A 21,930-nucleotide genomic window follows, 5' to 3' on the forward strand; every position below is an offset into this window, starting at 1 on the left:
ACCCCCACATCCCCCACCCCCCCCACCCCCGCCACCCGGCGCCCCCCCCCCGCCCCCCCCCCCCCGGCCGCGCGGCCCGGGGGGGGGGGGGCCCCCGCCACGGGGTTTTCGGGGCGGGCGGGCGTTCGCGGGGCAGGTGGGGGTGTGCCGTAGGCTCACCTGAAATCGCTGCGCCGTAGCCGCGCGGACCACCAGCGTGGCGGGGAGTACCCAGAGCAGATGAGCACGGCATCGAGCACCGAGTCGTCCAGCACCGAGCCCGGCGCGCCCGCGGCGCCGGAGACGGAGCGGCCCGCGGAGCGCTCCGAGGAGCGGGCGGCCCGGCGGCCCGGGCGGTTCGGCGCCCTGGTGGAGCGCTTCGCGCCCGCGCTCGGGGCGTACGCGGTGGTCAAGGCCATCGGCCTCACGGTCTTCATGCTGCTGCTGTCGCACACCGGGGACTACCTCAAGAAGAACCCGGGCCGCGGCGGCGGAGCCCAGCCGTGGGACGTGCTGGGCACCTGGGACGGCGTCTGGTACCAGCGGATCGCCGAGAACGGCTACGACCCGCAGCTGCTCCCGATGCACGGCTGGCCGCTGGCCTCCTACTACGAGAACTCGGCCGCCTTCTTCCCGCTCTACCCGTGGCTGATGCGGCTGGTCGGCGCGGTCACCGGGCTCGGCCCGTACGGCTCCGGGATCGCCGTCTCGGTGATCGCCTCGCTCGTCGCGGCGGCGGGGATCTTCGCGATCGCGGAGCGGCTCGGCGGCTTCCGGGCGGGCGTGATCGCCGCGGTGATCTGGGGCCTGTTCCCGGGTTCGGGGGTGGAGTGGGCGGTCTACTCGGACTCGCTGTTCGTCGCGCTGTCCGCCTGGGCCTGCTACTGCGTGATGACCCGCCACTGGCTGACGGCCGGCGTGCTGGCGCTGGTGGCGGGCCTCAACCGGCCGACCGCCGCCGCGCTGATCGCCGCGGTGTCGATCGCCGCGCTGGTGGCGCTGATCCGGCGCACCGACGGGGTGGCCCGGCCGCTGACCGCGATGCTGATCACCCCGTGGGGCCTGATCGGGTACGTCGTCTGGGTCGGCTACCGGATGGGCGACTGGGGCGGCTACTTCAAGCTCCAGCGGGGCGCCTGGAACCGCTACTTCGACGCCGGCGCCTCCACGGTCCGCACCGTCATGGACGTGATCACCGGGCACTGGAACTTCTGGCAGTCCAACCCCGTCCCGGACCTGATCGCGATCGCCCTGCTGATGGCCCTGCCCGGACTGCTGGTGCTGCTGTGGCGCACCCGGCCGCCGCTGGTGCTGGTGGTCTACACGGTGCTCACCATCGCCACCGCGCTGAGCAGCAACCAGATCTTCGGCAACATCTCGCGCTACCTGCTGCCGGCCTTCCCGCTGTTCATCGGCCTGGCGGTGGCGCTGCGCCGGGTGCGGACGTCCTCGCTGGTCGGCCTGCTCGCGATGCCCGTGGTGGCGGCGGGCTGGTACGCGGGGTATGCGCTGTTCGAGTTGGGCATCCCGTAGACCCGGGGTTGGTTGCCAACGGGATCATCCGGCAGCGGACGGGCCGTTGCTAATCTCGGACGTATGACGACGACCCCGCCCGTGCGCCAGATCCGTGACATCTCCGGCCTGCTGGACCACGCGAGCCACGTGCTGGCGACCCGGATGGCGGCCGCCTTCACCGAGCTCGGGATCACCCCCCGCGCGTACTCCGTGCTGTTCCACGCGCAGGAGACCGAGCGCACCCAGATCCAGCTGGCCGAGCTGTCGGACCTGGACAAGACCACCATGGTGGTCACCGTGGACGAGCTGGAGAAGGCGGGCCTGGCCGAGCGCCGCCCGTCCGCGACCGACCGCCGGGCCAGGATCATCTCCGTCACCGAGGCGGGCGAGCGCGCCGTCGAGCGGGGCACCGCGATCGCCGACCGGGTGCACCGGGAGGTGCTGGAGTCACTGCCCGGCCCGGAGCGGGACGTGTTCGTGTCGGCGTTGACGCGCCTGGTGGACGGGCCGCTGGCGGAGCCGGTGGAGAGCGAACGGGCGGTACGGCGGGCGCGCCGCGCCCGGACGAACTGACGCGAGGTCATATCCCTTCGCCCCGGCCGCCGTTCGACGGCCGGGGCGAAGGGCCCCGGAAGTCCTACGGCCAGACCAGGCAGTACAGCTGGTGCCCGGCCTCGTGCAGGCGGTTGGCGAAGTCCTGCCACTCGTGCAGCATGCTGTAGATCACGAAGGCGTCGCGCGGTCCGCGCCGGTCGGGGACGGTGGACCAGATGAAGGCGGCGGCGCCGAGTTCGGTCTCGTCGGCCTTGCGGAGCGGTTCGACGACGTTCTGCGGGAGTTGGACGACGGCGTAGTCGGGGTGCAGCACGACGAGTTCCAGCGGCGGGACCTGGTGCAGCGGGACGCCCTGGATGCCGGTGAGGACCATGGCGCTCATGGTCTCCGGCTTGATCTTGGTGGAGAGGTGGCCGTTGGGGGAGCCGCTGGTCTCCATCAGGTCGCCGAGCCGCCCGAGCGAACCGAGTTCGCCGGCGTCCAGGCCGAGCCCGCCGGGTCCGAGGGCGGTGGGGACTCTGGCGGCGGTGGCGCGATCCGGTGCGCCGAAGTACTTGTACGTCACCCCCACGCGTCCCTCACCCCGCCTCTCGCCGCCGCGGCGGCCACGACCCGTGCCCGCTCCCTTACCCCCGCGTGCGGTTTCGGCGGGCCTGCGGGAGCCCCCCGCAGCCTCGTCGTAGCCGTCCTGCGCCTCGGACACTCGGACCATCCTCACCGGAATTCGCCGGAATCGACAGACCCCCGCACGTCCGGCGTCCCTCCGGACGTGCTCCTTACCCGTCATGCGCCGCCGTACCCACTCGCGGTACGCGGCAGTCCTCTCCACACCCCTGCACACAACCGGAACACTTGCGCACTCTGAGTGCACAGTCTGACTGGTCCGTGCTCCGGAGCAGTCAGCGGCCCCGTCTGTACGGACAACCGTACAGACAACGGTGCCCGGATCATCGTTCCAGATGATCGGGTCCGACATGCAGAGCTCAAGGACACGATTTGAGACCATGTCTCCCGTGAGCTACCCCTACGAAGCCCCCCAGTCCCAGTCGCTGTTCGACCGCGCCTCCGTCGTGACGCCCGGCGGCGTCAACTCCCCGGTGCGCGCCTTCCGCGCGGTCGGCGGCACGCCGCGCTTCATGGTGTCCGGCACCGGCCCCTACCTCACCGACGCCGACGGCCGCGAGTACGTCGACCTGGTGTGCTCGTGGGGCCCGATGATCCTCGGCCACGCGTACCCCGCGGTGATCGACGCCGTCCAGCAGGCGGTCACCCGCGGCACCTCCTTCGGCACGCCCGGCCAGGGCGAGGTCGAGCTGGCCGAGGAGATCGTCGGCCGGGTCGCCCCGGTCGAGCAGGTCCGCCTGGTCTCCTCCGGCACCGAGGCCACCATGTCCGCGATCCGGCTGGCCCGCGGCTTCACCGGGCGCGCGAAGGTGGTGAAGTTCGCCGGCTGCTACCACGGCCACGTGGACGCCCTGCTGGCCGCCGCCGGTTCGGGCGTGGCCACCTTCGGCCTGCCGGACACCCCGGGCGTCACCGGCGCCCAGGCCGGCGACACCATCGTGCTGCCCTACAACGATCTGGCCGCCGTCGAGCAGGCCTTCGCCGCCCACCCGGGCGAGATCGCCTGCGTGATCACCGAGGCCTCGCCCGGCAACATGGGCGTCGTCCCGCCGCTGCCCGGCTTCAACGCGGGCCTGGCCCGGCTCTGCCGGACGAACGGCGCGCTGTTCGTCTCGGACGAGGTGATGACCGGCTTCCGCGTCTCCAAGGCCGGCTGGTACGGCCTGGAGGCGGCGAACGAGGGCTGGGCGCCGGACCTGCTGACCTTCGGCAAGGTCATGGGCGGCGGCTTCCCGGCCGCGGCCTTCGGCGGGCGCGCCGACGTGATGGCCCACCTGGCCCCGGCCGGCCCGGTCTACCAGGCGGGCACCCTGTCCGGTAACCCGATCGCCACCGCGGCCGGCCTGGCCCAACTGCGCGGCTGCACCGACGAGGTGTACGCGACGGTGGACAAGGTCGCCGCCGAGATCTCCGGCCTGGTGTCGCAGGCGCTCACCAAGGAGGGCGTGACGCACCGGCTGCAGACCGCCGGGAACATGTTCTCGGTGTTCTTCACCGAGGCCGCCGTCACCAACTACGACGAGGCCAAGACTCAGGAGGCGTACCGTTTCACCGCCTTCTTCCACGCGATGCTCGCCGAGGGCGTCTACCTGCCGCCGTCCGCCTTCGAGTCCTGGTTCGTCTCGGCCGCCCACGACGAGCGGGCGATCGAGCGGATCGCCGCCGCCCTTCCGGCCGCCGCCCGCGCGGCCGCCGCGGCCACGGTCTAGGCCCCGAACCATCCCTGCGAGCCCCAGGAGTACTGAGAAGTGAGCGCCAAAGAGATCACCGTCGTCCATCTGATGCGGCACGGTGAGGTGCACAACCCGGAGGGCATCCTGTACGGGCGCCTGCCGGGCTACCGGCTGTCCGAGCTGGGCCGGGAGATGGCCGAGCGGGTCGCCGAGGACCTGGCCGGCCGGGACATCACCCACGTGGTGGCGTCCCCGCTGGAGCGGGCCCAGGAGACCGCCGGGCCGATCGCCAAGGCGCACGGCCTGGACGTCGCGGCGGACGAGCGGCTGATCGAGGCGGACAACATCTTCGAGGGCAAGACCTTCGGCGTCGGCGACGGCTCGCTGCGGAACCCGGGCTACTGGAAGTACCTCACCAACCCGTTCAAGCCCTCCTGGGGCGAGCCCTACCTCGACCAGGTGGTGCGGATGATGGGCGCGCTCGGCGCCGCCCGGGACGCCGCGCGCGGGCACGAGGCGGTCTGCGTCAGCCACCAGCTGCCGATCTGGATCGTCCGCTCCTTCGTCGAGCGCCGCCGGCTCTGGCACGACCCGCGCCGCCGGCAGTGCTCGCTGGCCTCGCTGACCAGCTTCACCTTCGAGGGCGACAAGATCGTCTCGGTCGGCTACCGCGAGCCGGCCCGCGACCTGCTGCCCGCGCACCTGATCGGCAAGGGCGGCAAGGACAAGCCGGTGGGCAAGAGCTTCGGCGCGTGAGCCCGCGGGGCCGTTGGTAAACCCCGCGTAAATATGGGATCGGGCCGCCCGGCGAGAGCCTGGCGGCCCGACTCCGCCACAGGTCAGAGGGGGTGCGACGCGCTAGGGAGGACCCCGGCGAACCTGCCCGGAACTCCATGCGAAACTTTTCACATGTCTGCCATGGCGCGCCCCCGTCCCCGTGTCGCCGCAGCCGCCGCCACTGTCGCCGCCGCTGCGCTCGTCCTCACCGGCTGTTCCTCCTCGGGCTCGTCGGGCAGCGGCGAAGGCCAGGTCGGCTTCGTCACCGTCAAGGGGACCAACCTGTCGAAGGTGGACACCGGCAAGCGTGGGAGCGCCCCCGACATCTCCGGGGAGACCCTGGACGGCGGCCAGACCAAGCTCTCGGACTACCACGGCAAGGTCGTGGTGCTGAACGTCTGGGGCTCCTGGTGCGGGCCGTGCCGGGCCGAGGCGAAGAGCCTCCAGGCCGTCTCGGAGAAGTACAAGGACCAGGGCGTCCAGTTCCTCGGCGTCAACACCCGGGACAGCGACAAGACCAACGCCGTCCGCTTCGAGCAGGAGCAGGGCGTCACCTACCCGAGCATCTTCGACCCGGCCGGCACCCAGCTGCTCAAGTTCCCCAAGGGCAGCCTCAGCCTGCAGTCGCTCCCGACCACCCTGATCGTCGACCGCGACGGCAAGCTGGCCGCCCGCGCCGTCGGCGGCACGACCCAGGACGCGCTGGAGTCGATCCTCCAGCCGGTGGTCGCGGAGCAGAAGCAGTGAGCCTGCCGCTACAACTCGCCGACAACACCGGGACCCTCCAGAGCGGGGCACTGCTGGTGGCCGCGCCGATCGCGCTGGCCGCCGGGCTGGTCTCGTTCTTCTCGCCCTGCGTGCTGCCGCTCGTCCCCGGCTACCTGTCGTACGTGACCGGCTTCTCCGCCGCCGACCTCGCGGACGCCCGCGGTGCCCGGCGCGGCCGGATGCTGCTCGGGGCGACGCTGTTCATCCTCGGCTTCACCGCGGTGTTCGTCTCGGGCGGGGCGCTGTTCGGCCAGTTCGGCGACACCCTCCAGGCGCACAAGCGGGTCATCTCGATCGTGCTCGGCGCGCTGACCATCGTGATGGGCCTCGCCTTCATGGGCCTCGTCCCCGGCCTGAGCATGCGCGAGGTGCGCTCCCACCGCCGCCCGGCGGTCGGCCTGTGGGGCGCCCCGTTGCTCGGCATGGTGTTCGGCGTCGGCTGGACGCCCTGCATCGGCCCGACCCTGGCGACCGTCCAGAACCTGGCCCTGAACCAGGCCGACGCGGAGCGCGGCGCCCTGCTGATGACCTTCTACTGCCTCGGCCTGGGCGTACCGTTCATCGTGGCCGCGCTCGCCTTCCGCCGGGCACTGGGTGCCTTCGGCTGGGTCAAGCGGCACTACCCGCTCGTCATGCGGATCGGCGGCGGCATGCTCGTCGCGGTCGGTCTGCTGCTCGTCACCGGAGTCTGGGACTCCATGATGAGTGAACTGCAGTCCTGGACCGCCGACTTCTCGATCGGAATCTGACCGTGAGCAAGACCACGACCGAGGCCGAGCTGCCCCTGGCGCCGGACGACGCGGCCGCCGAGCGGCTCAGCACCGCGCCGGTCGAGTCCGAGGGCCCGACCGGCATAGGGGTCCTGGGCTGGGCGCGCTGGATGTGGCGCCAGCTGACCTCGATGCGGGTCGCGCTGATCCTGCTCTTCCTGCTGTCGCTGGCCGCCATCCCGGGCTCGCTGATCCCGCAGTACCAGAACGGCCAGGGCCTGCTCAAGGTCGAGGCGTGGAAGACGCACCACACCGCGGTCGCGCCGATCTACGAGAAGCTCCAGCTGTTCGACGTCTACAGCTCGGTCTGGTTCTCCGCGATCTACATCCTGCTGTTCGTCTCGCTGGCCGGCTGCATCGTCCCGCGCACCTGGCAGTTCGTCGGCGTGCTGCGGGCCCAGCCGCCGACCGCGCCGCGCAACCTGACCCGGATGCCGGTCTACGCGGCCTGGCGCACCGAGGCGGACGCCGACGCGGTGAACGCCGCCGCCCACCGGCTGCTGCGCAAGCGCCGGTTCCGCACCAACCTGGCCGGCGGCTCGGTGGCCGCCGAGAAGGGCTACCTGCGCGAGGTCGGCAACCTGCTCTTCCACATGTCGCTGTTCGCGCTGCTCGGCGGCTTCGCCTGGGCCAGCCTGGCGTCCGGCACCGGCGGCAAGCTGATGGTCGAGGGCGAGGGCTACTCCAACACCATCACCCAGCTCGACGACTTCAACGGCACGCGGTTCTACGGCACCGAGGACCTCGACCCCTTCTACCTGAAGCTGAACGGCTTCACCGCCAAGTTCCAGGACAAGGGCGACCAGATCGGCGCCGCCCGGCAGTTCACCGCGAACGTCGAGTACACGGCGGGCGAGGACACCTCGAAGCTCAAGCAGGGCACGATCGAGGTCAACCACCCGCTGGAGATCGGCGGCAGCAAGGTCTTCCTGATCGGCCACGGCTACGCCCCGGTCATCACCGTCAAGAACGGCAAGGGCGACGTCGTCTACCGGGGTTCCGTGCCGTTCCTGCCGCAGGACGGCAACCTGACCTCGACCGGTGTCGTGAAGGTCTCCGACTACGGCGTCGGACCGGACGGCAGCTCGACCCAGATGGGCTTCTCCGGCTACTTCCTGCCGACCGCGCCGCTGAGCTTCGAGGGCACCGGCCCGATCTCGCTCTTCCCCGGCGACGCCGCCCCCGAGCTGGTGCTGAACGCCTTCGCGGGCGACCTGGGCACCGACTCCGGCCTGCCGCAGAACATCTACCAGCTCAACACCCGCAAGCTGACCCAGCTGACCCAGGACGGCCAGCCCGCCAAGGCCCGGCTCAAGCCCGGCCAGGCCTGGGACCTGCCGGACGGCTACGGCAGCGTCACCTTCGAGGGCTACAAGCAGTGGGCCAGCTTCAACGTCTCGCACCGCCCGGGCAACACGATCGCCCTGACCGGTGCGGTGCTGGCGATCCTCGGCCTGATCGGCTCGCTGTTCGTGCAGCGCCGCCGGATCTGGGTGCGCGCGGTCGCCCTGCCGGGCGGCGGCACCCAGGTGGAGCTGGCCGGCCTGGCCCGCAGTGAGTCGGCGAAGATCGCCGAGGAACTGGCCGAACTCGCGGTGGACCTCCAGGACGACGCCCCGGCGTCGGAGGACGAGGACGACGCCGCACCCGAAGGCCCCGCGCCCGAAGGCCCCACAGCCGAAGGCCCCGCGCCCGAGGACCCCGCAGTCCCTGCCGACCAGAACTCCAAGGAGTAGACGGTGCATCTCGCCTCGGGGGTCGACCCACAGCTGGCCGACCTCTCCAACAAGCTGATCTATTCGGCGATGGTGGTCTACACACTCGCCATGTTCGCCCACATGATCGAGTGGACCTTCGGCAGCAAGGGCGCCGTCGCCGTCCGCTCGACGGAGCAGTCGGGCAGCCTGTCCGAGACCGTCGCCGGGACCAAGGGCGCGAAGAAGGTCACCGTCACCGTGGCGGGGGCCGGCGGCGGCACCACCACGCTCACCCGCACCGCCCTGGCGGGCGAGGGCGCGACGGTGGTCACCAGCGGGCGCGGCGCGGACGAGGAAGACGGCCCGGGCGCGGCCGGCAACAGCACCCGGGCCGACCTGGCCGGCCGGATCGCGGTCTCGCTCACCGTGCTGGGCGCCCTGCTGCACGCCGCCGGCATCGTCACCCGCGGCCTCTCGGTCTCCCGCTGGCCGTGGGGCAACATGTACGAGTTCTCCTGCGCCTTCGCCTTCGCCATGACGGCGGCGTACCTGGTGCTGCTGGCCTCGAAGAAGAACGTCCGCTGGCTCGGCCTGCCGGTCGTGCTCGCGGGGCTGCTGACCCTCGGCATCGCCACCACGGTGCTCTACACCGACTCCGAGCAGCTCGTCCCGGCGCTGCACTCGCCGTGGCTGGCGATCCACGTCTCGACCGCGATCTTCTGCGGCGGCGCCTTCTACGCGGCGTTCATCGCCACGCTGCTGTACCTCGGCAAGGACTCCTTCGACAAGCGGATCGCGGCCGGCCTGACCACCGGCCCGCTGGGCACCCCGGCGTCGGTCTGGCGCCGGCTGCCCGCCGCGTCCACCTTCGACAAGCTGTCCTACCGGATCAACGCCCTGGTCTTCCCGCTCTGGACCTTCACCATCATCGCGGGCGCGATCTGGGCCGAGGCGGCCTGGGGCAAGTACTGGGAGTGGGACCCGAAGGAGACCTGGTCGTTCATCACCTGGGTCGCCTACGCCTGCTACCTGCACGCCCGCGCGACGGCCGGCTGGAAGGGCCGCAAGGCGGCCTACCTGGCGCTGGCGGCCTTCGCCTGCTGGCTCTTCAACTACTACGGCGTGAACATCTTCGTCACCGGCAAGCACTCCTACGCGGGGATCTGACCGGGGCACACAGTCACCCACCGGCCCGGCTCTCCGCAGAAGGTAGCCGGGCCGAGGTGCGACAGGGGTAGTTCGTGCCGGCCGCCGGCCGGCACGGGGAGGAACGAGGAGGAAATCGCGCAATGGAGTGCGACGAGGTCATGCTGACCGTCCGAATCACCGCCGCCGAGCGCACGTTGCTCCGCCGGCTCGCCCAGGGACACCGCAGCGACGTGTCCGAGGTGGTGGCCGACGGCCTGCTGGACATCATCCCCACGCTCAGCTCGCCGGGGGACGCCTACCGCCTGCTGGGCGCTCTGACGGCGCCGGCGCCGTGCGCGCTGACGGTCTGGCTGCCGACCCCGCTGGCCGACCTGCTGGTGCCCGGCGCGGCGCGGATCGCGCAGGTCACCGAGGTCCGGATCGAGTCGGCCAGCGCGATGCTGGGCGCGGCGCTGCGGCTCTGGCTGGCCCAGGACCCGGTCCGGCTGGCCACCAACCTCAGCGTGATGCACGCGGGTCGGCCGTCGGCACTGGTCGCCGCCTAGCGGGCGGCCAAGGGGGTACTCAGGGGGCGCTCAAGGGGTGCTCAGGGGGTGCTCAGGGGAGGCCGTTCAACTGGCCAGCGGCAGCCGGGGGCTGCCGATGCCCTGGCCGGCGGGGCGGTCGTCGAAGGCCTCCCGCCGGGCGGGCACCGTCGGCGGCTCGGCCGGTCTGTCGCCCGGTCTGTCACCCCGTCTGTCGGTCGGCCTGTCCGCCGATCCGTCGGCGGGTCCGTCGATCGGTTCGGTGAGCAGCCGGCAGTCGGCCGCCGTCCGCCCGTCCTGGACCAGCAGCACCCGGACGGGCAGCCGGCGGCCGTCCGGCGCCTGCTCGTGGACCGCCTGGACGAGGCAGGGCCGGTCCAGCTCGATGTAGCGGTCGAAGGACGTCACCAGCTCGACCGGTACCACCGGTTCGGGGTGGCGCAGCCGCTGGGCGGCCTGCCGGGCGGCCTCCAGCACCAGCATCCCGGGCACGTGGTCCAGCTCGTGGTCGAACAGCACCGGGTGCCCGGCGTCGGTGCGCAGCAGCCAGGTGTCGGGCCGCAGGGTGGGGCTGAGTACGACGTCCGTGGGCTGTGCGCGGCCGACCAGCTCGGGCGCGGTGGGCGCGGGCAGCCGGGGCAGGGTGGCGGCCCGCCGCTCGGGGCCGCGCAGCCGGGCGTAGGAGGCGGGGGAGACGACCCGCAACTGGCCGGAGCCGTGGCCGATCGGGTGGCCGTCCCGGGATATGTCGATGTGCACCCGCAGCGAGACCAGCCGGCCGTGCCGCATCCGGACGTCCTCGCAGCCGACCGCGAGCATCAGCGAGGCCGGCCCGGTGGTGACGGCCAGGCCGCGCAGCCCGTCCGGGCCGAGCGCGTAGGAGAGGTCCTCCATGACGAAGTGGTGGCCGCGCGGCACCCCGAAGCCGGCGTGGCCGATCAGCAGCCCGGCCTGTCGGATGGTCTCGGCCATCAGCACCGGGTCGTGGAAGCGGTCCCCGGGCAGGCGGTAGAAGGCGTGCAGCCGGGGCCACTGGGCGCCGAGCAGGAAGTCGTACGGACCGGTGGCCTGCCAGCCGGTGAGGAACACCTCGGACACCGAGGTGCGGTGCACCAGGTGGCGGGAGACGGTCCGCTCGTGGAAGTCGTAGCCGGGACCGGGGTGGGCGTACGGACCGTGGGCGTCCGGCTCTACGATCAATGGCATGACGGGCCCTACTCCAGGGTGACGGTCGAGCGGCCGGTACGGTCGCCTGAGATAAAACATACAGACCACCCGGTTTCTCTTCTGCGTCTGGGGTGGCCCCTGCCGCGCAGCCCGACGCGACCACGCTACCCCTACCCTGGACTGGGGTAATGGCCGCCCGGGGGGTGGCAGGCCCGGGGCGGGGGTGCTCCCCACTGGACGGCGGGGTCCGCGAAGGAGCTAGATTAGATACCAACCATGCGGTTTCGGTCGGCGCCGTCCGCATGCGAGGCGTCGCCCCCAACGGCGGCGCGCTGACAGCAGCGGGGCGGGCGGGGGGAAACGCGTCCGGCCGAGTCCGGAGGGGCCCAGTGGTCAAGCAGGAACGCGCGGGGCGGACCAGGCGTGCCGTGCTGCTCGCCGCGGCGGACACGTTCGCCGGCGTGGGCTTCGAAGCCGCCAGCCTGGTCGACATCAGCCGCCGGGCCGGGGTGAGCAAGGGCGCCCTCTACTTCCACTTCGTCTCCAAGCAGGCCCTCGCCGACGGCGTGCGCGCCGCCGCCGGGCGCGAGATCGGCTCGGCCGCGCTGCGCGCCCTGCGCTCCGGCGGACCGGCCCTCCAGGGCCTGATCGACTTCTCGCACGAACTCGCCCGGCTGCTGCGCGAGGACGTGATGGTCCGGGCCGGCGTCCGGCTCGGCCGCCAGGGCCCGCCCCGGGCCGACACCCCGGACGGCCCGCCCGGCGCGGACGCCGCCTGGCGCAGCCTCACCGCCGTCGTCCACCGGCTGCTGGACCGCGCCGCCGAGGCCGGCGAGCTGCGCCCCGGGCTGGACCGCCGGGCCGCCGCCGAACTGCTGACGACGATGGCGGCCGGCCAGGTGCTGCTCGCCGCCGAGGAGGCCGACCGGCCCGGTCCGGAGGCCGTCGGCCGACTCTGGGCGGCCGCGCTGCCGGCCCTGGTGGCGGTGGAGCACTGCGCCGGCTACCGGCTCTGAGCGGCCCTGGGCGGAGAGCCCCGGCAAGCGCCCTGGGAAACGTCCGGGAGACGCCCTAGGAAGGCACGCGCTCGGCGACGCTCAGCCGGGCGAGCGCGTGCGGCTGGACCAGGCCGGGCAGCACCAGCGTCCACAGGTCGGACATCCGCTGGATCAGGTCCCGCCGGTCGGTCAGCACCTGGGAGCTCAGCTGGATCCCGGTGACGGCCCCGGTGATCACCCCGGCGGCGGCCGCCAGGTCGATCCCCGGGTGGAGGTCCCCGGCGTCCCGGGCGCGTTCCAGCAGCCCGCGGGCCACGTCGGACCAGCCCTGGTAGGCGGCGATCTGCGGCTGGGTGAAGCTGCCGTGCTCGATCGTCAGCCGGATGCTGCCGCGCACCAGCGGGTCGTCCTGGAGGGCGTGGGCGAAGGCGTACCCGAGGTCGATCAGGGTCTGCACCGGGCTGTCCGAGGACGGCTGCCAGGTGCCCAGCCAGGCGCCCTGCCCCTCGATGACGGCGAGCGCCAGCTCCTCCTTCGAGTGGAAGTGGAAGTACAGCGCGCCCTTGGTGACACCGGCCCGGTCCAGGATCTCGGACATCGTGGCGGCGGCGTAGCCCCGCTCGTCGAACACCTCGGCCGCCGCGAGGAGTACCGTCTGGCGGGTCGCCAGCGCGCGGGCCTGCCTGGCCATCGCAGCCTCCCTGGATAGTTCTGGTCCATCGGCAGCGGCCGATCCTATGGGGGCCGACGGGGCGGCGGGCCGCATACCGTCCAGTAGGTATTCTACCGAGCCGCGCCGGGGCGGAGCGGACACCCGGTGGTCGGACCGGCCGGGACCGGTGCCCCAGGCCGCCGGGAAGGCCGGAAGGCCGGCCACCCGGGTGGGGTGACCGGCCGTCGCGGGAGGTTCCGGGCCGTCAGGCGGCCTGCTGCCAGCTGACCGGCGAGTAGTAGGCCGGGCGGCGCTCCAGGCGCTGCCAGTTGGCGATCGGCTCGACCTGCGCGGTCGCGGCGGCCTGCTGCGCGACGGCCGCCCGGGCCATCAGCACGGCGGTGAGGGCGGCCAGCTCCTCGTCGGAGAGCGAGCCGCGGACGATACGGACGAGGGGTTCGGCGGAAGCAGTCATGGTCTGGTTTTCTCCCCCGGTGGCTTGTGGTGTGTGGTGGTCGCTCGGAACTGCGTGCTGCGGGCCGCGCGTGGGCGCGGGCGTTACATCGGCGGGTTGCCGTGCTTGCGGCTGGGCAGGTCGGCGTGCTTGGTGCGGAGCATGGCCAGGGCGGAGGCGATCACCTGGCGGGTCTCGGCGGGGTCGATGACGTCGTCGACGAGGCCGCGTTCGGCCGCGTAGTACGGGTGCATCAGTTCGTTCTTGTATTCCTTGATCTTCTGGGCGCGCATGGCGTCGGGGTCTTCGGCGGCGTTGATGTCGCGGCGGAAGATGACGTTGGCGGCGCCTTCGGCGCCCATGACGGCGATCTCGTTGGTGGGCCAGGCGTAGGAGAGGTCGGCGCCGATGGAACGGGAGTCCATGACGATGTAGGCGCCGCCGTAGGCCTTGCGCAGGATGAGCTGGATGCGGGGCACGGTGGCGTTGCAGTAGGCGTAGAGGAGCTTGGCGCCGTGGCGGATGATGCCGTCGTGCTCCTGGTCGACGCCGGGCAGGAAGCCGGGGACGTCGAGCATGGTGACGAGGGGGATGTTGAAGGCGTCGCACATCTGGACGAAGCGGGCGGCCTTCTCGCTGGCGTTGATGTCGAGGACGCCGGCGAGGGACTGGGGCTGGTTGGCGATGATGCCGGTGACGTGGCCGTCGATGCGGGCCAGGACGCACAGGACGTTGGTGGCCCAGCGTTCGTGGACTTCGAGGTATTCGCCGTGGTCGACGATCTCCTCGATGACCTTGCGCATGTCGTAGGGGCGGTTGCCGTCGGCGGGGACGAGGTCGAGGAGGGTGTCGTTGCGGCGCTCGACGGGGTCGTCGTTGACGGCGGGGGGCGGCATCTCGCGGTTGTTCTGGGGGAGCAGGGAGAGGAGGTAGCGGACTTCCTCGATGCAGGACTGCTCGTCGTCGTAGACGAAGTGGGAGACGCCGGAGACGCCGGCGTGGACGTCGGCGCCGCCGAGGCCGTTCTGGGTGATCTTCTCGCCGGTGACGGCCTGGACGACGTCGGGTCCGGTGATGAACATCTGGGAGGTCTCGCGGACCATGAAGACGAAGTCGGTCAGCGCGGGGGAGTAGGCGGCGCCGCCGGCGCAGGGGCCGAGCATGACGGAGATCTGCGGGATGACGCCGGAGGCCTTGGTGTTGCGCTGGAAGATGCCGCCGTAGCCGGCGAGGGCGGTGACGCCCTCCTGGATGCGGGCGCCGGCGCCGTCGTTGAGCGAGACCAGCGGGGCGCCGGCCGCGATGGCCATGTCCATGATCTTGTGGATCTTCTGCGCGTGGGCCTCGCCCAGCGCGCCGCCGAAGATCCGGAAGTCGTGCGCGTAGGTGAAGACGGTCCGCCCGTGCACGGTGCCCCAGCCGACGATCACACCGTCGGTGTGCGGCTTCTTCGCCTCCAGGCCGAAGCCCTGGGCGCGGTGCCGGCGCAGCGGCTCGACCTCGCGGAAGGAGCCCTCGTCCAGCAGCAGGTCGATGCGCTCGCGGGCGGTCAGCTTGCCCTTCGCGTGCTGGGCCTCGGTGGCCTTCTCGCTGGGGCCGCGCCGCACCTTCTCGCGCAGTTCGTGCAGCTCGGCGACCCGCCCGCGGGCGTCGGCCGCGACCTCGGGGACCTCGCCGTCGACTGGCGCCTCATGCACAACCGTCATCTCGAACCACTCCAAGGGTGAGGGAACTGTCCGACAGCCAACGTCTGCTGTGCCCCCGGCTGCGAATCACTTTCTTCACTTATGACTGTACGAGGGGCCGTGCGTTGGTTTCGGCGTCGATTCCGTACAAGGTCAGGTCCGTTTAGATGTCAGGCCTGCACAGAAGCGGTGGTGTCGAAGCCGGAGCACTGGGTGTCCGTTCGAATACCGGGGGCTGTCGGTCAGGTGATGGCCCGATGATCTGAACATGAAGAAAAGCGCAGGTCAGGGCCCTCGTTCAGTAATGTAGGGCGGCCCTCTTGCGCCTTGCTCAAGCCCCGCTCAAGTCCGGTCGGGCACCGGTACGGATCCGTGCTGGAGGGCGCCGAGTCGTAGGGAAGCGCCAAAAACACCACAGCCCACCCGGTGCCGTCCGGGTGGGCTGTCCGGGGGATCCCCCCAGTGGCTCCGATCAGCTCTTTCGGCCGTCCTCGGGCTCGTCCTCGCCCCGCAGCTCCTGCTCGCGGCGGCGCAAATCGGCCTCCCACCGCTTCAGCATGTCCTCGTGATCGTTGTCGCTCCTCTTCAACGAAGCGAGGAATTCGGGGTCGTCGTCCGGTGCGAGCGGGCGGCCGTCGCGCCGGACCGGCTGCCCCGGACGACCGTCGGCGTCGTCGGGAGCCCCGGTCCGCAGGAGGCCGCGCTGCTTGCCGGCCACCAGCCAGGCGATCGGGCCCACCGGCGGGAACAGCAGCACGATGAGCACCCACACCGGCTTGGGCAGGTGCTTCACCTGGTCCTCGGACGTGGTCAGGCAGTCGATGAACGCCCACACCCAGAGCGCGAGCGGAAGGACGATGGTCAGAAGAATTCTCAGCACGGCGGCGATCTCCCTGCGGGGCGGTCGGGGCGGGTGCCTTCCCGGGGCCCTTGACGGAGCCAGGCTATCCGGTGGCGGATACTGACAGGCATGGCATACGACGATCTCCGCTCGTTCCTGCGGGCACTCGACCGTGAGGGCGACCTCAAGCGCATCAAGGCAGAGGTGGACCCGCACCTGGAGATCGGCGAGATCGTCGACCGGGTCCAGAAGGCCAAGGGCCCCGCGCTGCTCTTCGAGAACGTCAAGGGCTCGTCGATGCCGCTCGCGATGAACGTCTTCGGCACCGAGCGGCGCCTCGCCAAGGCGCTCGGCCTCAAGGGCCCGGACGACATCGCGGAGAAGATCGCCGGCCTGCTCAAGCCCGAGTTGCCGCAGGGCTTCACCGGCTTCCGGGACGCCTTCGGCAAGCTCGCCTCGATGGCGCACGTGCCGCCCCGGCACGTGAAGTCCGGTGACGCACCGGTCCACGAGGTCGTGCTCACCGGCGACGACGTCAACCTGGACGAGCTGCCCGCCCTGTTCACCTGGCCGATGGACGGCGGCTCCTTCTTCAACCTGGGCCTCACCCACACCAAGGACCCGGACAGCGGCATCCGCAACCTCGGGCTCTACCGGCTCCAGCGGCACGACCGCCGCACCATCGGCATGCACTGGCAGATCCACAAGGACAGCCGCAACCACTACGCGGTGGCCGCGAAGCGCGGCGAGCGGCTGCCGGTCGCGATCGCCTTCGGCTGCCCGCCCGCCGTGACCTACGCGGCCACCGCGCCGCTGCCCGGCGACATCGACGAGTACCTGTTCGCCGGCTTCGTCGCCGGGGAGCGGGTGAAGATGGTCGACTGCAAGACCGTCCCGCTCCAGGTCCCGGCCGACGCCGAGGTGGTGCTGGAGGGCTGGCTGGAGCCCGGCGAGATGCTCCCCGAGGGCCCGTTCGGCGACCACACCGGCTTCTACACCCCGCAGGAGCCGTTCCCGGCGCTGAAGATCGACTGCGTGACGATGCGCCGCCGCCCGATCCTCCAGTCCATCGTGGTCGGCCGCCCGCCGACCGAGGACGGCCCGCTGGGCAAGTTCACCGAGCGGTTCTTCCTGCCGCTGCTGAAGATCATCATCCCGGACATCGTCGACTACGACCTGCCCGAGGCCGGCGGCTTCCACAACTGCGTGATCGTCTCGATCGACAAGAAGTACCCCAAGCACGCCCAGAAGACGATGCACGCCATCTGGGGCGCCCACATGATGTCGCTGACCAAGCTGATCATCGTGGTGGACTCCGACTGCGACGTGCACGACTACCAGGAGGTCGCCTGGCGGGCCTTCGGCAACGTCGACTACAGCCGCGACCTCACCGTCGTCGAGGGCCCGGTCGACCACCTCGACCACGCCTCCTACCAGCAGTTCTGGGGCGGCAAGGCCGGCATCGACGCGACCCGCAAGCTCCCCGAGGAGGGGTACACCCGCGACGGCGGGTGGCCCGAGATGGTCGAGTCGGACCCGGCCACGGCCGCCCTGGTGTCCCGCCGCTGGAAGGAATACGGGCTGTGAGCACGGCTGCCGTCGAAACCCCGGGGCGCACGAAGGCCTTCCTGCGCCTGGTGATGATCGAGCACTCGGTCTTCGCCCTGCCCTTCGCCTACACCGCCGCACTGACGGCCATGTTCCTCGCCGACAAGCGGGTGCACTGGGGCGAGCTGTTCATCGTCACCGTCTGCATGGTCGGCCTGCGCACCTTCGCCATGGCCGCCAACCGGATCATCGACCGCGAGATCGACGCCCGGAACCCGCGCACGGCCTCGCGCGAACTCGTCACGGGCGCGGTGTCGCTGAAGACGGCGTACGCCGGCTCGGCCGTGGCGCTGATCGTCTTCCTCGGCGCGGCGGCGATGCTCAACCCGCTCTGCCTGGCGCTCGCGCCGGTCGCCGTCGTGCCGATGGTGGTCTACCCGTACGGCAAGCGCTTCACCGACTTCCCGCAGGCCATCCTGGGCCTCGCCCAGGCCATGGGCCCGGTCGGCGCCTGGCTCGCGGTGACCGGCACCTGGTCGAGGGACGCCCTCGTACTGGGCGTCGCGGTCGGCGTGTGGATCGGCGGCTTCGACCTCATCTACGCCTGCCAGGACGTCGAGTCCGACCGGCACGGCAAGGTGCGGTCGGTACCGGCCCGCTTCGGCATCCCGGCGGCCATCTGGGGCGCACGGGTGTGCCACGTCGTCACGACGCTCCTGCTGGGGTGGTTCGCGCTCCTGACGCATGCCGGTGCGGCGTTCTGGGTCGGCCTGGTCGTCGTCGCGGGGGCGTTCGTCTACGAGCACACCATCGTCAAGCCGAACGACCTCTCCAAGCTGAACCGGGCGTTCTTCCAGACCAACGGCTTCGTGGGCATCTCGCTGTTCGTCTTCGCCCTGCTGGACCTGATCATCCGTGGGATCGGGGTCTGATCCCCGCGAAGCCGCTTGCGTAGACCCCGTCGCCGTTGGTGCTTATCGTCGACCAACATTTGCCAGGGGCGCCACGTTGTCGCTGGAGACGTCCCTGGCCCTGATCGAACTAACGCCCAGCCCCAACTTCACCCGTTCACCGCCTCGAAGGCGGCCCGGTACAGCACGGCGACCTCCGTGGCGTACAGGCGGCATTCCTCCTCCGTCGCCGCGTGATTGGCCAGGTAGCTCGCCCGTCGAAAGGCCTCCGCCGTGGCCGGGGCCCGCTTGATCTCCGCCATGGTGGCCCAGTGGGCGGCGAATGCACGAGGGACGGGGTCGGGCTCAGGGTGACTCACGGGGCATTCCTCTCGTCTCGTCCTAGCCGGGTCAGCGGAACAGGGCGGCGTGATCCGTGGCCCAGGTGCGGAAGTTGCGGGGTGGGTGGCCGGTGAGGTCCTGGACCGTTGTGGTGGCCGGGTTCGGGGTGGTGATGCGGGCGTGGATGAAGTCCAGTGCGCTGTCGACGGCCACCCCGGGCCGGCCGGTGGCGGACATGCGGCGGCGGGCCGCCTCGCGGGGGATCTCCTGCCACTTCACCGGGCGGCCGGCGGCCTCGCCGATGATGTCCACCTGTTCCGCCTGGGTGGGGCACTCCGGGCCGGTGAGCAGATAGTGCGCGCCGTCGTGGCCGTCCTCGGTGAGGGCGCGGACGGCGACCGCCGCGATGTCCCGCTCATCCACCGGGTTCAGTCCGGCCGCGCCGCCGTAGCCCTGCACGGCGCCCCCGGAGCGGATCTCCTGCGCCCACTGGAGCGCGGCGGTGAACCCGTGCGCCCGCAGCACCGTGTGCCGGACCCCGCTCCCGGCGAGCAGCGCCTCCACCTCGCCCTCGGCCCGGACGGCCGTCGAGGAGAGGAACACCACCCGCCCGACCTCCCGGGCCAGCACCCCCACCGCGTCCGCCGCCTCGTCCGCCGTGGGGAACGGCCACCCCAGCAGCACCGCGCCCGCCTCCTGGACCGCCGCCTCCAGCGATGCCGGGTCGAGCAGGGCCCGCCGCGTCAGCGTCCGCACCCGTACCCCGGCGGCGGCGAGCTGCAGTCCGACGTGTTGCTCGACCGCTCCGGGGACGCCGACCGCCAGCACAGATGACGTGTCGTCAACTCGCTTCTCTGTCATGCCTCGAACGTAGGCGAGAAGTATGAGACGCCCCATGCGTGCGGGTCTCCGGTTCATGCGCCATCGTCTACCAGGCGCGCGCCAACTCGCGTGCGCCCCCGAGTGCTTCGCGCGCTGATTGATCGTCAATCCGGTTAACACCAGCTGCTACCGGCGTGTTACGTTCCGTGGCGCAAGCAGAAAAGAGAAGACCCCAGCGGTGCTACCAACACCCCGGGGTCTGGCACCAGGAGCAAACCCTCCCCATGCAGATTCATCGTAGCGCGCACTCGCGCTTTTTCTCCGTCCTTCCGAACGGACTCCTCCAGGACCGTCGCCTCAGCTACACCGCCCGAGGACTCCTCGTGGACCTCCTCTCCCGTCCGGACGGCTGGCGTGAGGACGGCCGGGGCATGGCCGACAGCAGCCCGCAGGGGCGTGGCACGATCCGCCGGACGCTCAACGAGCTGAAGGACGCCGGGTATTACCGGGTCGAGAAGGTCCGGATGCCCGACGGCACGATCCGGACCGAGGTGCACGTGTACGACACTCCTCAGCGCCCGGGGCCGCCGAGTGACCCACCCCCGGCCCCCGGTGAGCCTGATACCGGCCCCTCTGACGCCCCTCCCGTAAAGAACCCGGAAGAAGTACCCACCCTCCCGGCCGCGTTGACCGAGACCGATCCACACGTCCGGGAGGCGGTGGCCATACTCCACCGGGTGATCCGCCGGGAGCCCCGCCTGCGCCTCGGCGAGGCCGAGGCCGTCGCCCTCGCACCCCTCGTCGCCGAATGGCTGGCGAGGGGCCACACGGACGCCGACCTCGCCCACGCCCTGCTCCCCGACCTGCCGCGGCCCCTGCACTCGCCGGTCGGCCTGCTCCGCAACCGCTTGCAGCGCAAGCTCCCACCGCCGCGTGAACCCGCCGTCGCCGCACCTGCCCGCTCCGAATGCGCGGAGTGCCGCGATCCGGTGCCCCGCCCCGGCATCTGCCGCTCCTGTGCCGGCCTCGTCCCCCGGCGAGTCGCCCCGGACCCGGCCACCGCCCGTACCGGCGCCGCCCGAGCCCGCGGCGTTCTCCTCGCCGCCCGCGGACTCGCCCTGGCCCCTGTCACCTGATCGGGTGCCGGCTGCGCACAGGAAGTCGGCGAGTCCGACTTCCTGTGCGCTCGGCCCGGGGTGGCTACTCCGAACGGCTGGAGATGAAGGCCTCGTACTGGGCGGCCGTGAGCAACTGCTTCAGCTCGTCAGGCTTGGCGACGGTGAGCTCGATGATCCAGCCGTCGCCGTACGGGTCCGTGTTGATCAGCTCGGGTTCGTCGTTCAGGCCCTCGTTCACCGCGGTGACCGTTCCGGTGAGCGGCATGAAGATCTCGCTCACCGCCTTGACAGACTCCACCGTGCCGAACGCTTCGCCGGATTCGAGCTGCTTCCCCATGGTGGGGATGTCGGCGAAGACGACGTCACCGAGTTGCTTCTGCGCGAAGTCGGTGATGCCCACACGGGCCTTGTCCTTGCCGGTGGTCCGCACCCACTCGTGGTCCTTGGTGTACTTGAGGTCTTTCGGGACGTTGGCCATGGGGATCTCCGCGAGGTCGAGGCGACTGCACTGACTGATCGTCAGTCATGCGGAGGAGCCTGCTACAGGTCCCCGCCCCTCGCCGCGAAGCGCACCCGGTCGGGTGAAGGCGGGTGTCAGTTGTGCAGGAAGGACTCCAGCGAGGTGGCCAGTGCCACCGGCGTCTCGTACATCGGGTAGTGGCCGCTGCCGTCGAGCTCCTCCAGTTCGGCGTTGGGGTAGTGGGCGAGCCAGGTGCCGCGCATCACGTCGGCGGTCAGGGCGAGGTCGTGTGCGCCCACGATCACTTTGACGGGGACGGGGTTCCCGTTGATGCGGCGTTCCAGGTCGGCCGTCGCCCAGTCCCGCACGTACCCGCCGAAGGCCTCGGGCGTGGAGAGCCGGAGCGACTGGTCGACCATGCGGTCCAGCCAGACCCGGCCCGCCCGCTGCCCGGTGACCAGGTCGAGGATCGCGTACCGCTTCTCGCGGTCCTCGGCGGCGCCGTAGAACAGCGCCTCGCCGTCGGCGTCCAGCGGGTAGGCCCCGGCGGGGACGGGTGCCAGGCCGACGAGCTTGCGCACCCGCAGCGGCGCCTCGGCCAGCACCTGCTGCGCGGCCTTGCCGCCCATCGAGTGGCCGATCAGCGAGAAGCGGTCCCAGCCGAGTTGATCGGCCAGGGCGAGCGCGTCGGCGGCGATCTCGGCGAGCGTGTAGGAGCCGGTGACGTCCTTGCGTTCTCCGTAGCCCCGGTAGTCGAGGAACGCGTAGCTGAAGGCCCTGCCGTCGAGGTAGTCGAGGAAGGGGCCCCAGCCCGCGCTGGTGCCGAACCAGTCGTGCAGGACCAGGACGTGGTGGTCGCCGGTGCCGGTCGAGCGGTGAGGGATCGTCATGCCCTCGGTCCTTCCCCGGAAGCCTCCCGCCC

Annotated in this window: 23 protein-coding genes; 13 read left to right on the plus strand and 10 right to left on the minus strand. The window is 71.5% G+C overall.

The window, feature by feature from the left end:
• Positions 1 to 219 precede the first annotated feature (219 nt).
• Together ACFV6D_RS04105 and ACFV6D_RS04110 are read left to right on the plus strand one after the other, a co-directional pair.
• A complete protein-coding gene (locus ACFV6D_RS04105) occupies positions 220 to 1,512 on the plus strand; it encodes a glycosyltransferase family 39 protein (protein ID WP_380558252.1) in 1,293 nt (430 codons plus the stop codon).
• 63 nt (positions 1,513 to 1,575) lie between these two features.
• Entirely contained in the window at positions 1,576 to 2,067 is a 492-nt protein-coding gene (locus ACFV6D_RS04110; protein ID WP_063348868.1) for a MarR family winged helix-turn-helix transcriptional regulator, read from the plus strand.
• Between the two features lie 64 nt (positions 2,068 to 2,131).
• Here ACFV6D_RS04110 and ACFV6D_RS04115 read toward each other — a convergent pair whose 3' ends face one another.
• Positions 2,132 to 2,761 (minus strand): hypothetical protein, encoded by a 630-nt coding sequence (locus ACFV6D_RS04115; protein ID WP_371518320.1) that lies wholly within the window; start codon positions 2,759 to 2,761, stop codon positions 2,132 to 2,134.
• Positions 2,762 to 3,053: 292 nt separating this feature from the next.
• On the opposite strand from ACFV6D_RS04115, the gene hemL reads away from it, so the two are divergent.
• The 7 genes from hemL to ACFV6D_RS04150 all read left to right on the plus strand — a co-directional run bounded on the left by hemL (position 3,054) and on the right by ACFV6D_RS04150 (position 10,052).
• The gene (hemL, locus tag ACFV6D_RS04120; RefSeq protein WP_063348870.1) at positions 3,054 to 4,382 is read left to right on the plus strand and encodes a glutamate-1-semialdehyde 2,1-aminomutase; all 1,329 of its coding nucleotides are present in this window, start codon (positions 3,054 to 3,056) and stop codon (positions 4,380 to 4,382) included.
• Between the two features lie 72 nt (positions 4,383 to 4,454).
• Positions 4,455 to 5,102: a histidine phosphatase family protein gene (locus ACFV6D_RS04125; protein WP_079136296.1), complete on the plus strand. Its 648-nt coding sequence runs from the start codon at positions 4,455 to 4,457 to the stop codon at positions 5,100 to 5,102.
• A gap of 162 nt (positions 5,103 to 5,264) precedes the next feature.
• On the plus strand, positions 5,265 to 5,870 hold the full coding sequence (locus tag ACFV6D_RS04130; RefSeq protein ID WP_363374910.1) for a TlpA disulfide reductase family protein: 606 nt from the start codon (positions 5,265 to 5,267) through the stop codon (positions 5,868 to 5,870).
• The gene (locus ACFV6D_RS04135) at positions 5,867 to 6,640 is read left to right on the plus strand and encodes a cytochrome c biogenesis CcdA family protein (RefSeq protein WP_380558255.1); all 774 of its coding nucleotides are present in this window, start codon (positions 5,867 to 5,869) and stop codon (positions 6,638 to 6,640) included. Before ACFV6D_RS04130 ends, ACFV6D_RS04135 begins: the two co-directional genes overlap by 4 nt.
• A 2-nt stretch (positions 6,641 to 6,642) precedes the next feature.
• Complete coding sequence (locus ACFV6D_RS04140) at positions 6,643 to 8,397, plus strand: cytochrome c biogenesis protein ResB (RefSeq protein WP_244293436.1); 1,755 nt, start codon at positions 6,643 to 6,645, stop codon at positions 8,395 to 8,397.
• A gap of 3 nt (positions 8,398 to 8,400) precedes the next feature.
• Entirely contained in the window at positions 8,401 to 9,525 is a 1,125-nt protein-coding gene (gene ccsB, locus ACFV6D_RS04145; RefSeq protein WP_380558258.1) for a c-type cytochrome biogenesis protein CcsB, read from the plus strand.
• Positions 9,526 to 9,665: 140 nt separating this feature from the next.
• The gene (locus ACFV6D_RS04150) at positions 9,666 to 10,052 is read left to right on the plus strand and encodes a hypothetical protein (RefSeq protein ID WP_380338130.1); all 387 of its coding nucleotides are present in this window, start codon (positions 9,666 to 9,668) and stop codon (positions 10,050 to 10,052) included.
• Positions 10,053 to 10,118: 66 nt separating this feature from the next.
• Here the strand turns inward: ACFV6D_RS04150 and ACFV6D_RS04155 are convergent, their stop codons facing one another.
• Positions 10,119 to 11,237, minus strand: a complete 1,119-nt coding sequence (locus ACFV6D_RS04155; protein WP_380338132.1) for a ScbA/BarX family gamma-butyrolactone biosynthesis protein — start codon at positions 11,235 to 11,237, stop codon at positions 10,119 to 10,121.
• 350 nt (positions 11,238 to 11,587) lie between these two features.
• On the opposite strand from ACFV6D_RS04155, the gene ACFV6D_RS04160 reads away from it, so the two are divergent.
• Positions 11,588 to 12,214 carry a ScbR family autoregulator-binding transcription factor gene (locus ACFV6D_RS04160; protein WP_063348877.1) on the plus strand — a complete coding sequence of 209 codons (627 nt, stop codon included), beginning with the start codon at positions 11,588 to 11,590 and terminating at the stop codon, positions 12,212 to 12,214.
• Between the two features lie 55 nt (positions 12,215 to 12,269).
• Here ACFV6D_RS04160 and ACFV6D_RS04165 read toward each other — a convergent pair whose 3' ends face one another.
• The 4 genes from ACFV6D_RS04165 to ACFV6D_RS04180 form a co-directional block, all read right to left on the minus strand.
• A complete protein-coding gene (locus tag ACFV6D_RS04165) occupies positions 12,270 to 12,887 on the minus strand; it encodes a ScbR family autoregulator-binding transcription factor (protein ID WP_063348878.1) in 618 nt (205 codons plus the stop codon).
• 226 nt (positions 12,888 to 13,113) lie between these two features.
• A complete protein-coding gene (locus ACFV6D_RS04170; RefSeq protein WP_063348879.1) occupies positions 13,114 to 13,323 on the minus strand; it encodes an acyl-CoA carboxylase subunit epsilon in 210 nt (69 codons plus the stop codon).
• 83 nt (positions 13,324 to 13,406) lie between these two features.
• Positions 13,407 to 15,008, minus strand: coding sequence for an acyl-CoA carboxylase subunit beta (locus tag ACFV6D_RS04175; RefSeq protein ID WP_063348880.1), 1,602 nt, complete (start codon positions 15,006 to 15,008; stop codon positions 13,407 to 13,409).
• Between the two features lie 451 nt (positions 15,009 to 15,459).
• Positions 15,460 to 15,867: a PLD nuclease N-terminal domain-containing protein gene (locus ACFV6D_RS04180; RefSeq protein ID WP_063348881.1), complete on the minus strand. Its 408-nt coding sequence runs from the start codon at positions 15,865 to 15,867 to the stop codon at positions 15,460 to 15,462.
• A 90-nt stretch (positions 15,868 to 15,957) separates the two neighbouring features.
• Between ACFV6D_RS04180 and ACFV6D_RS04185 the strand changes: the two genes are divergently transcribed.
• Both ACFV6D_RS04185 and mqnP read left to right on the plus strand, forming a co-directional pair.
• Positions 15,958 to 17,415, plus strand: coding sequence for a menaquinone biosynthesis decarboxylase (locus tag ACFV6D_RS04185; protein ID WP_063348882.1), 1,458 nt, complete (start codon positions 15,958 to 15,960; stop codon positions 17,413 to 17,415).
• Positions 17,403 to 18,308 (plus strand): menaquinone biosynthesis prenyltransferase MqnP, encoded by a 906-nt coding sequence (gene mqnP, locus ACFV6D_RS04190; protein WP_380558361.1) that lies wholly within the window; start codon positions 17,403 to 17,405, stop codon positions 18,306 to 18,308. The genes ACFV6D_RS04185 and mqnP overlap by 13 nt, the downstream gene beginning before the upstream one ends.
• A 128-nt stretch (positions 18,309 to 18,436) precedes the next feature.
• On the opposite strand, the gene ACFV6D_RS04195 is transcribed toward mqnP, so the two are convergent.
• Both ACFV6D_RS04195 and ACFV6D_RS04200 read right to left on the minus strand, forming a co-directional pair.
• A complete protein-coding gene (locus ACFV6D_RS04195) occupies positions 18,437 to 18,646 on the minus strand; it encodes a hypothetical protein (RefSeq protein ID WP_380558261.1) in 210 nt (69 codons plus the stop codon).
• A gap of 31 nt (positions 18,647 to 18,677) precedes the next feature.
• Entirely contained in the window at positions 18,678 to 19,469 is a 792-nt protein-coding gene (locus ACFV6D_RS04200) for a hypothetical protein (RefSeq protein ID WP_380558264.1), read from the minus strand.
• A 245-nt stretch (positions 19,470 to 19,714) separates the two neighbouring features.
• On the opposite strand from ACFV6D_RS04200, the gene ACFV6D_RS04205 reads away from it, so the two are divergent.
• Positions 19,715 to 20,566, plus strand: a complete 852-nt coding sequence (locus ACFV6D_RS04205) for a hypothetical protein (RefSeq protein WP_380426671.1) — start codon at positions 19,715 to 19,717, stop codon at positions 20,564 to 20,566.
• 64 nt (positions 20,567 to 20,630) lie between these two features.
• Here the strand turns inward: ACFV6D_RS04205 and gcvH are convergent, their stop codons facing one another.
• Positions 20,631 to 21,026 (minus strand): glycine cleavage system protein GcvH, encoded by a 396-nt coding sequence (gcvH, locus tag ACFV6D_RS04210; RefSeq protein ID WP_063348884.1) that lies wholly within the window; start codon positions 21,024 to 21,026, stop codon positions 20,631 to 20,633.
• Between the two features lie 116 nt (positions 21,027 to 21,142).
• Positions 21,143 to 21,898: an alpha/beta fold hydrolase gene (locus ACFV6D_RS04215; RefSeq protein ID WP_380338149.1), complete on the minus strand. Its 756-nt coding sequence runs from the start codon at positions 21,896 to 21,898 to the stop codon at positions 21,143 to 21,145.
• Between the last annotated feature and the right edge of the window lie 32 nt (positions 21,899 to 21,930).

This window comes from Kitasatospora sp. NPDC059812 (genome assembly GCF_042732075.1).
Classification (GTDB): domain Bacteria; phylum Actinomycetota; class Actinomycetes; order Streptomycetales; family Streptomycetaceae; genus Kitasatospora.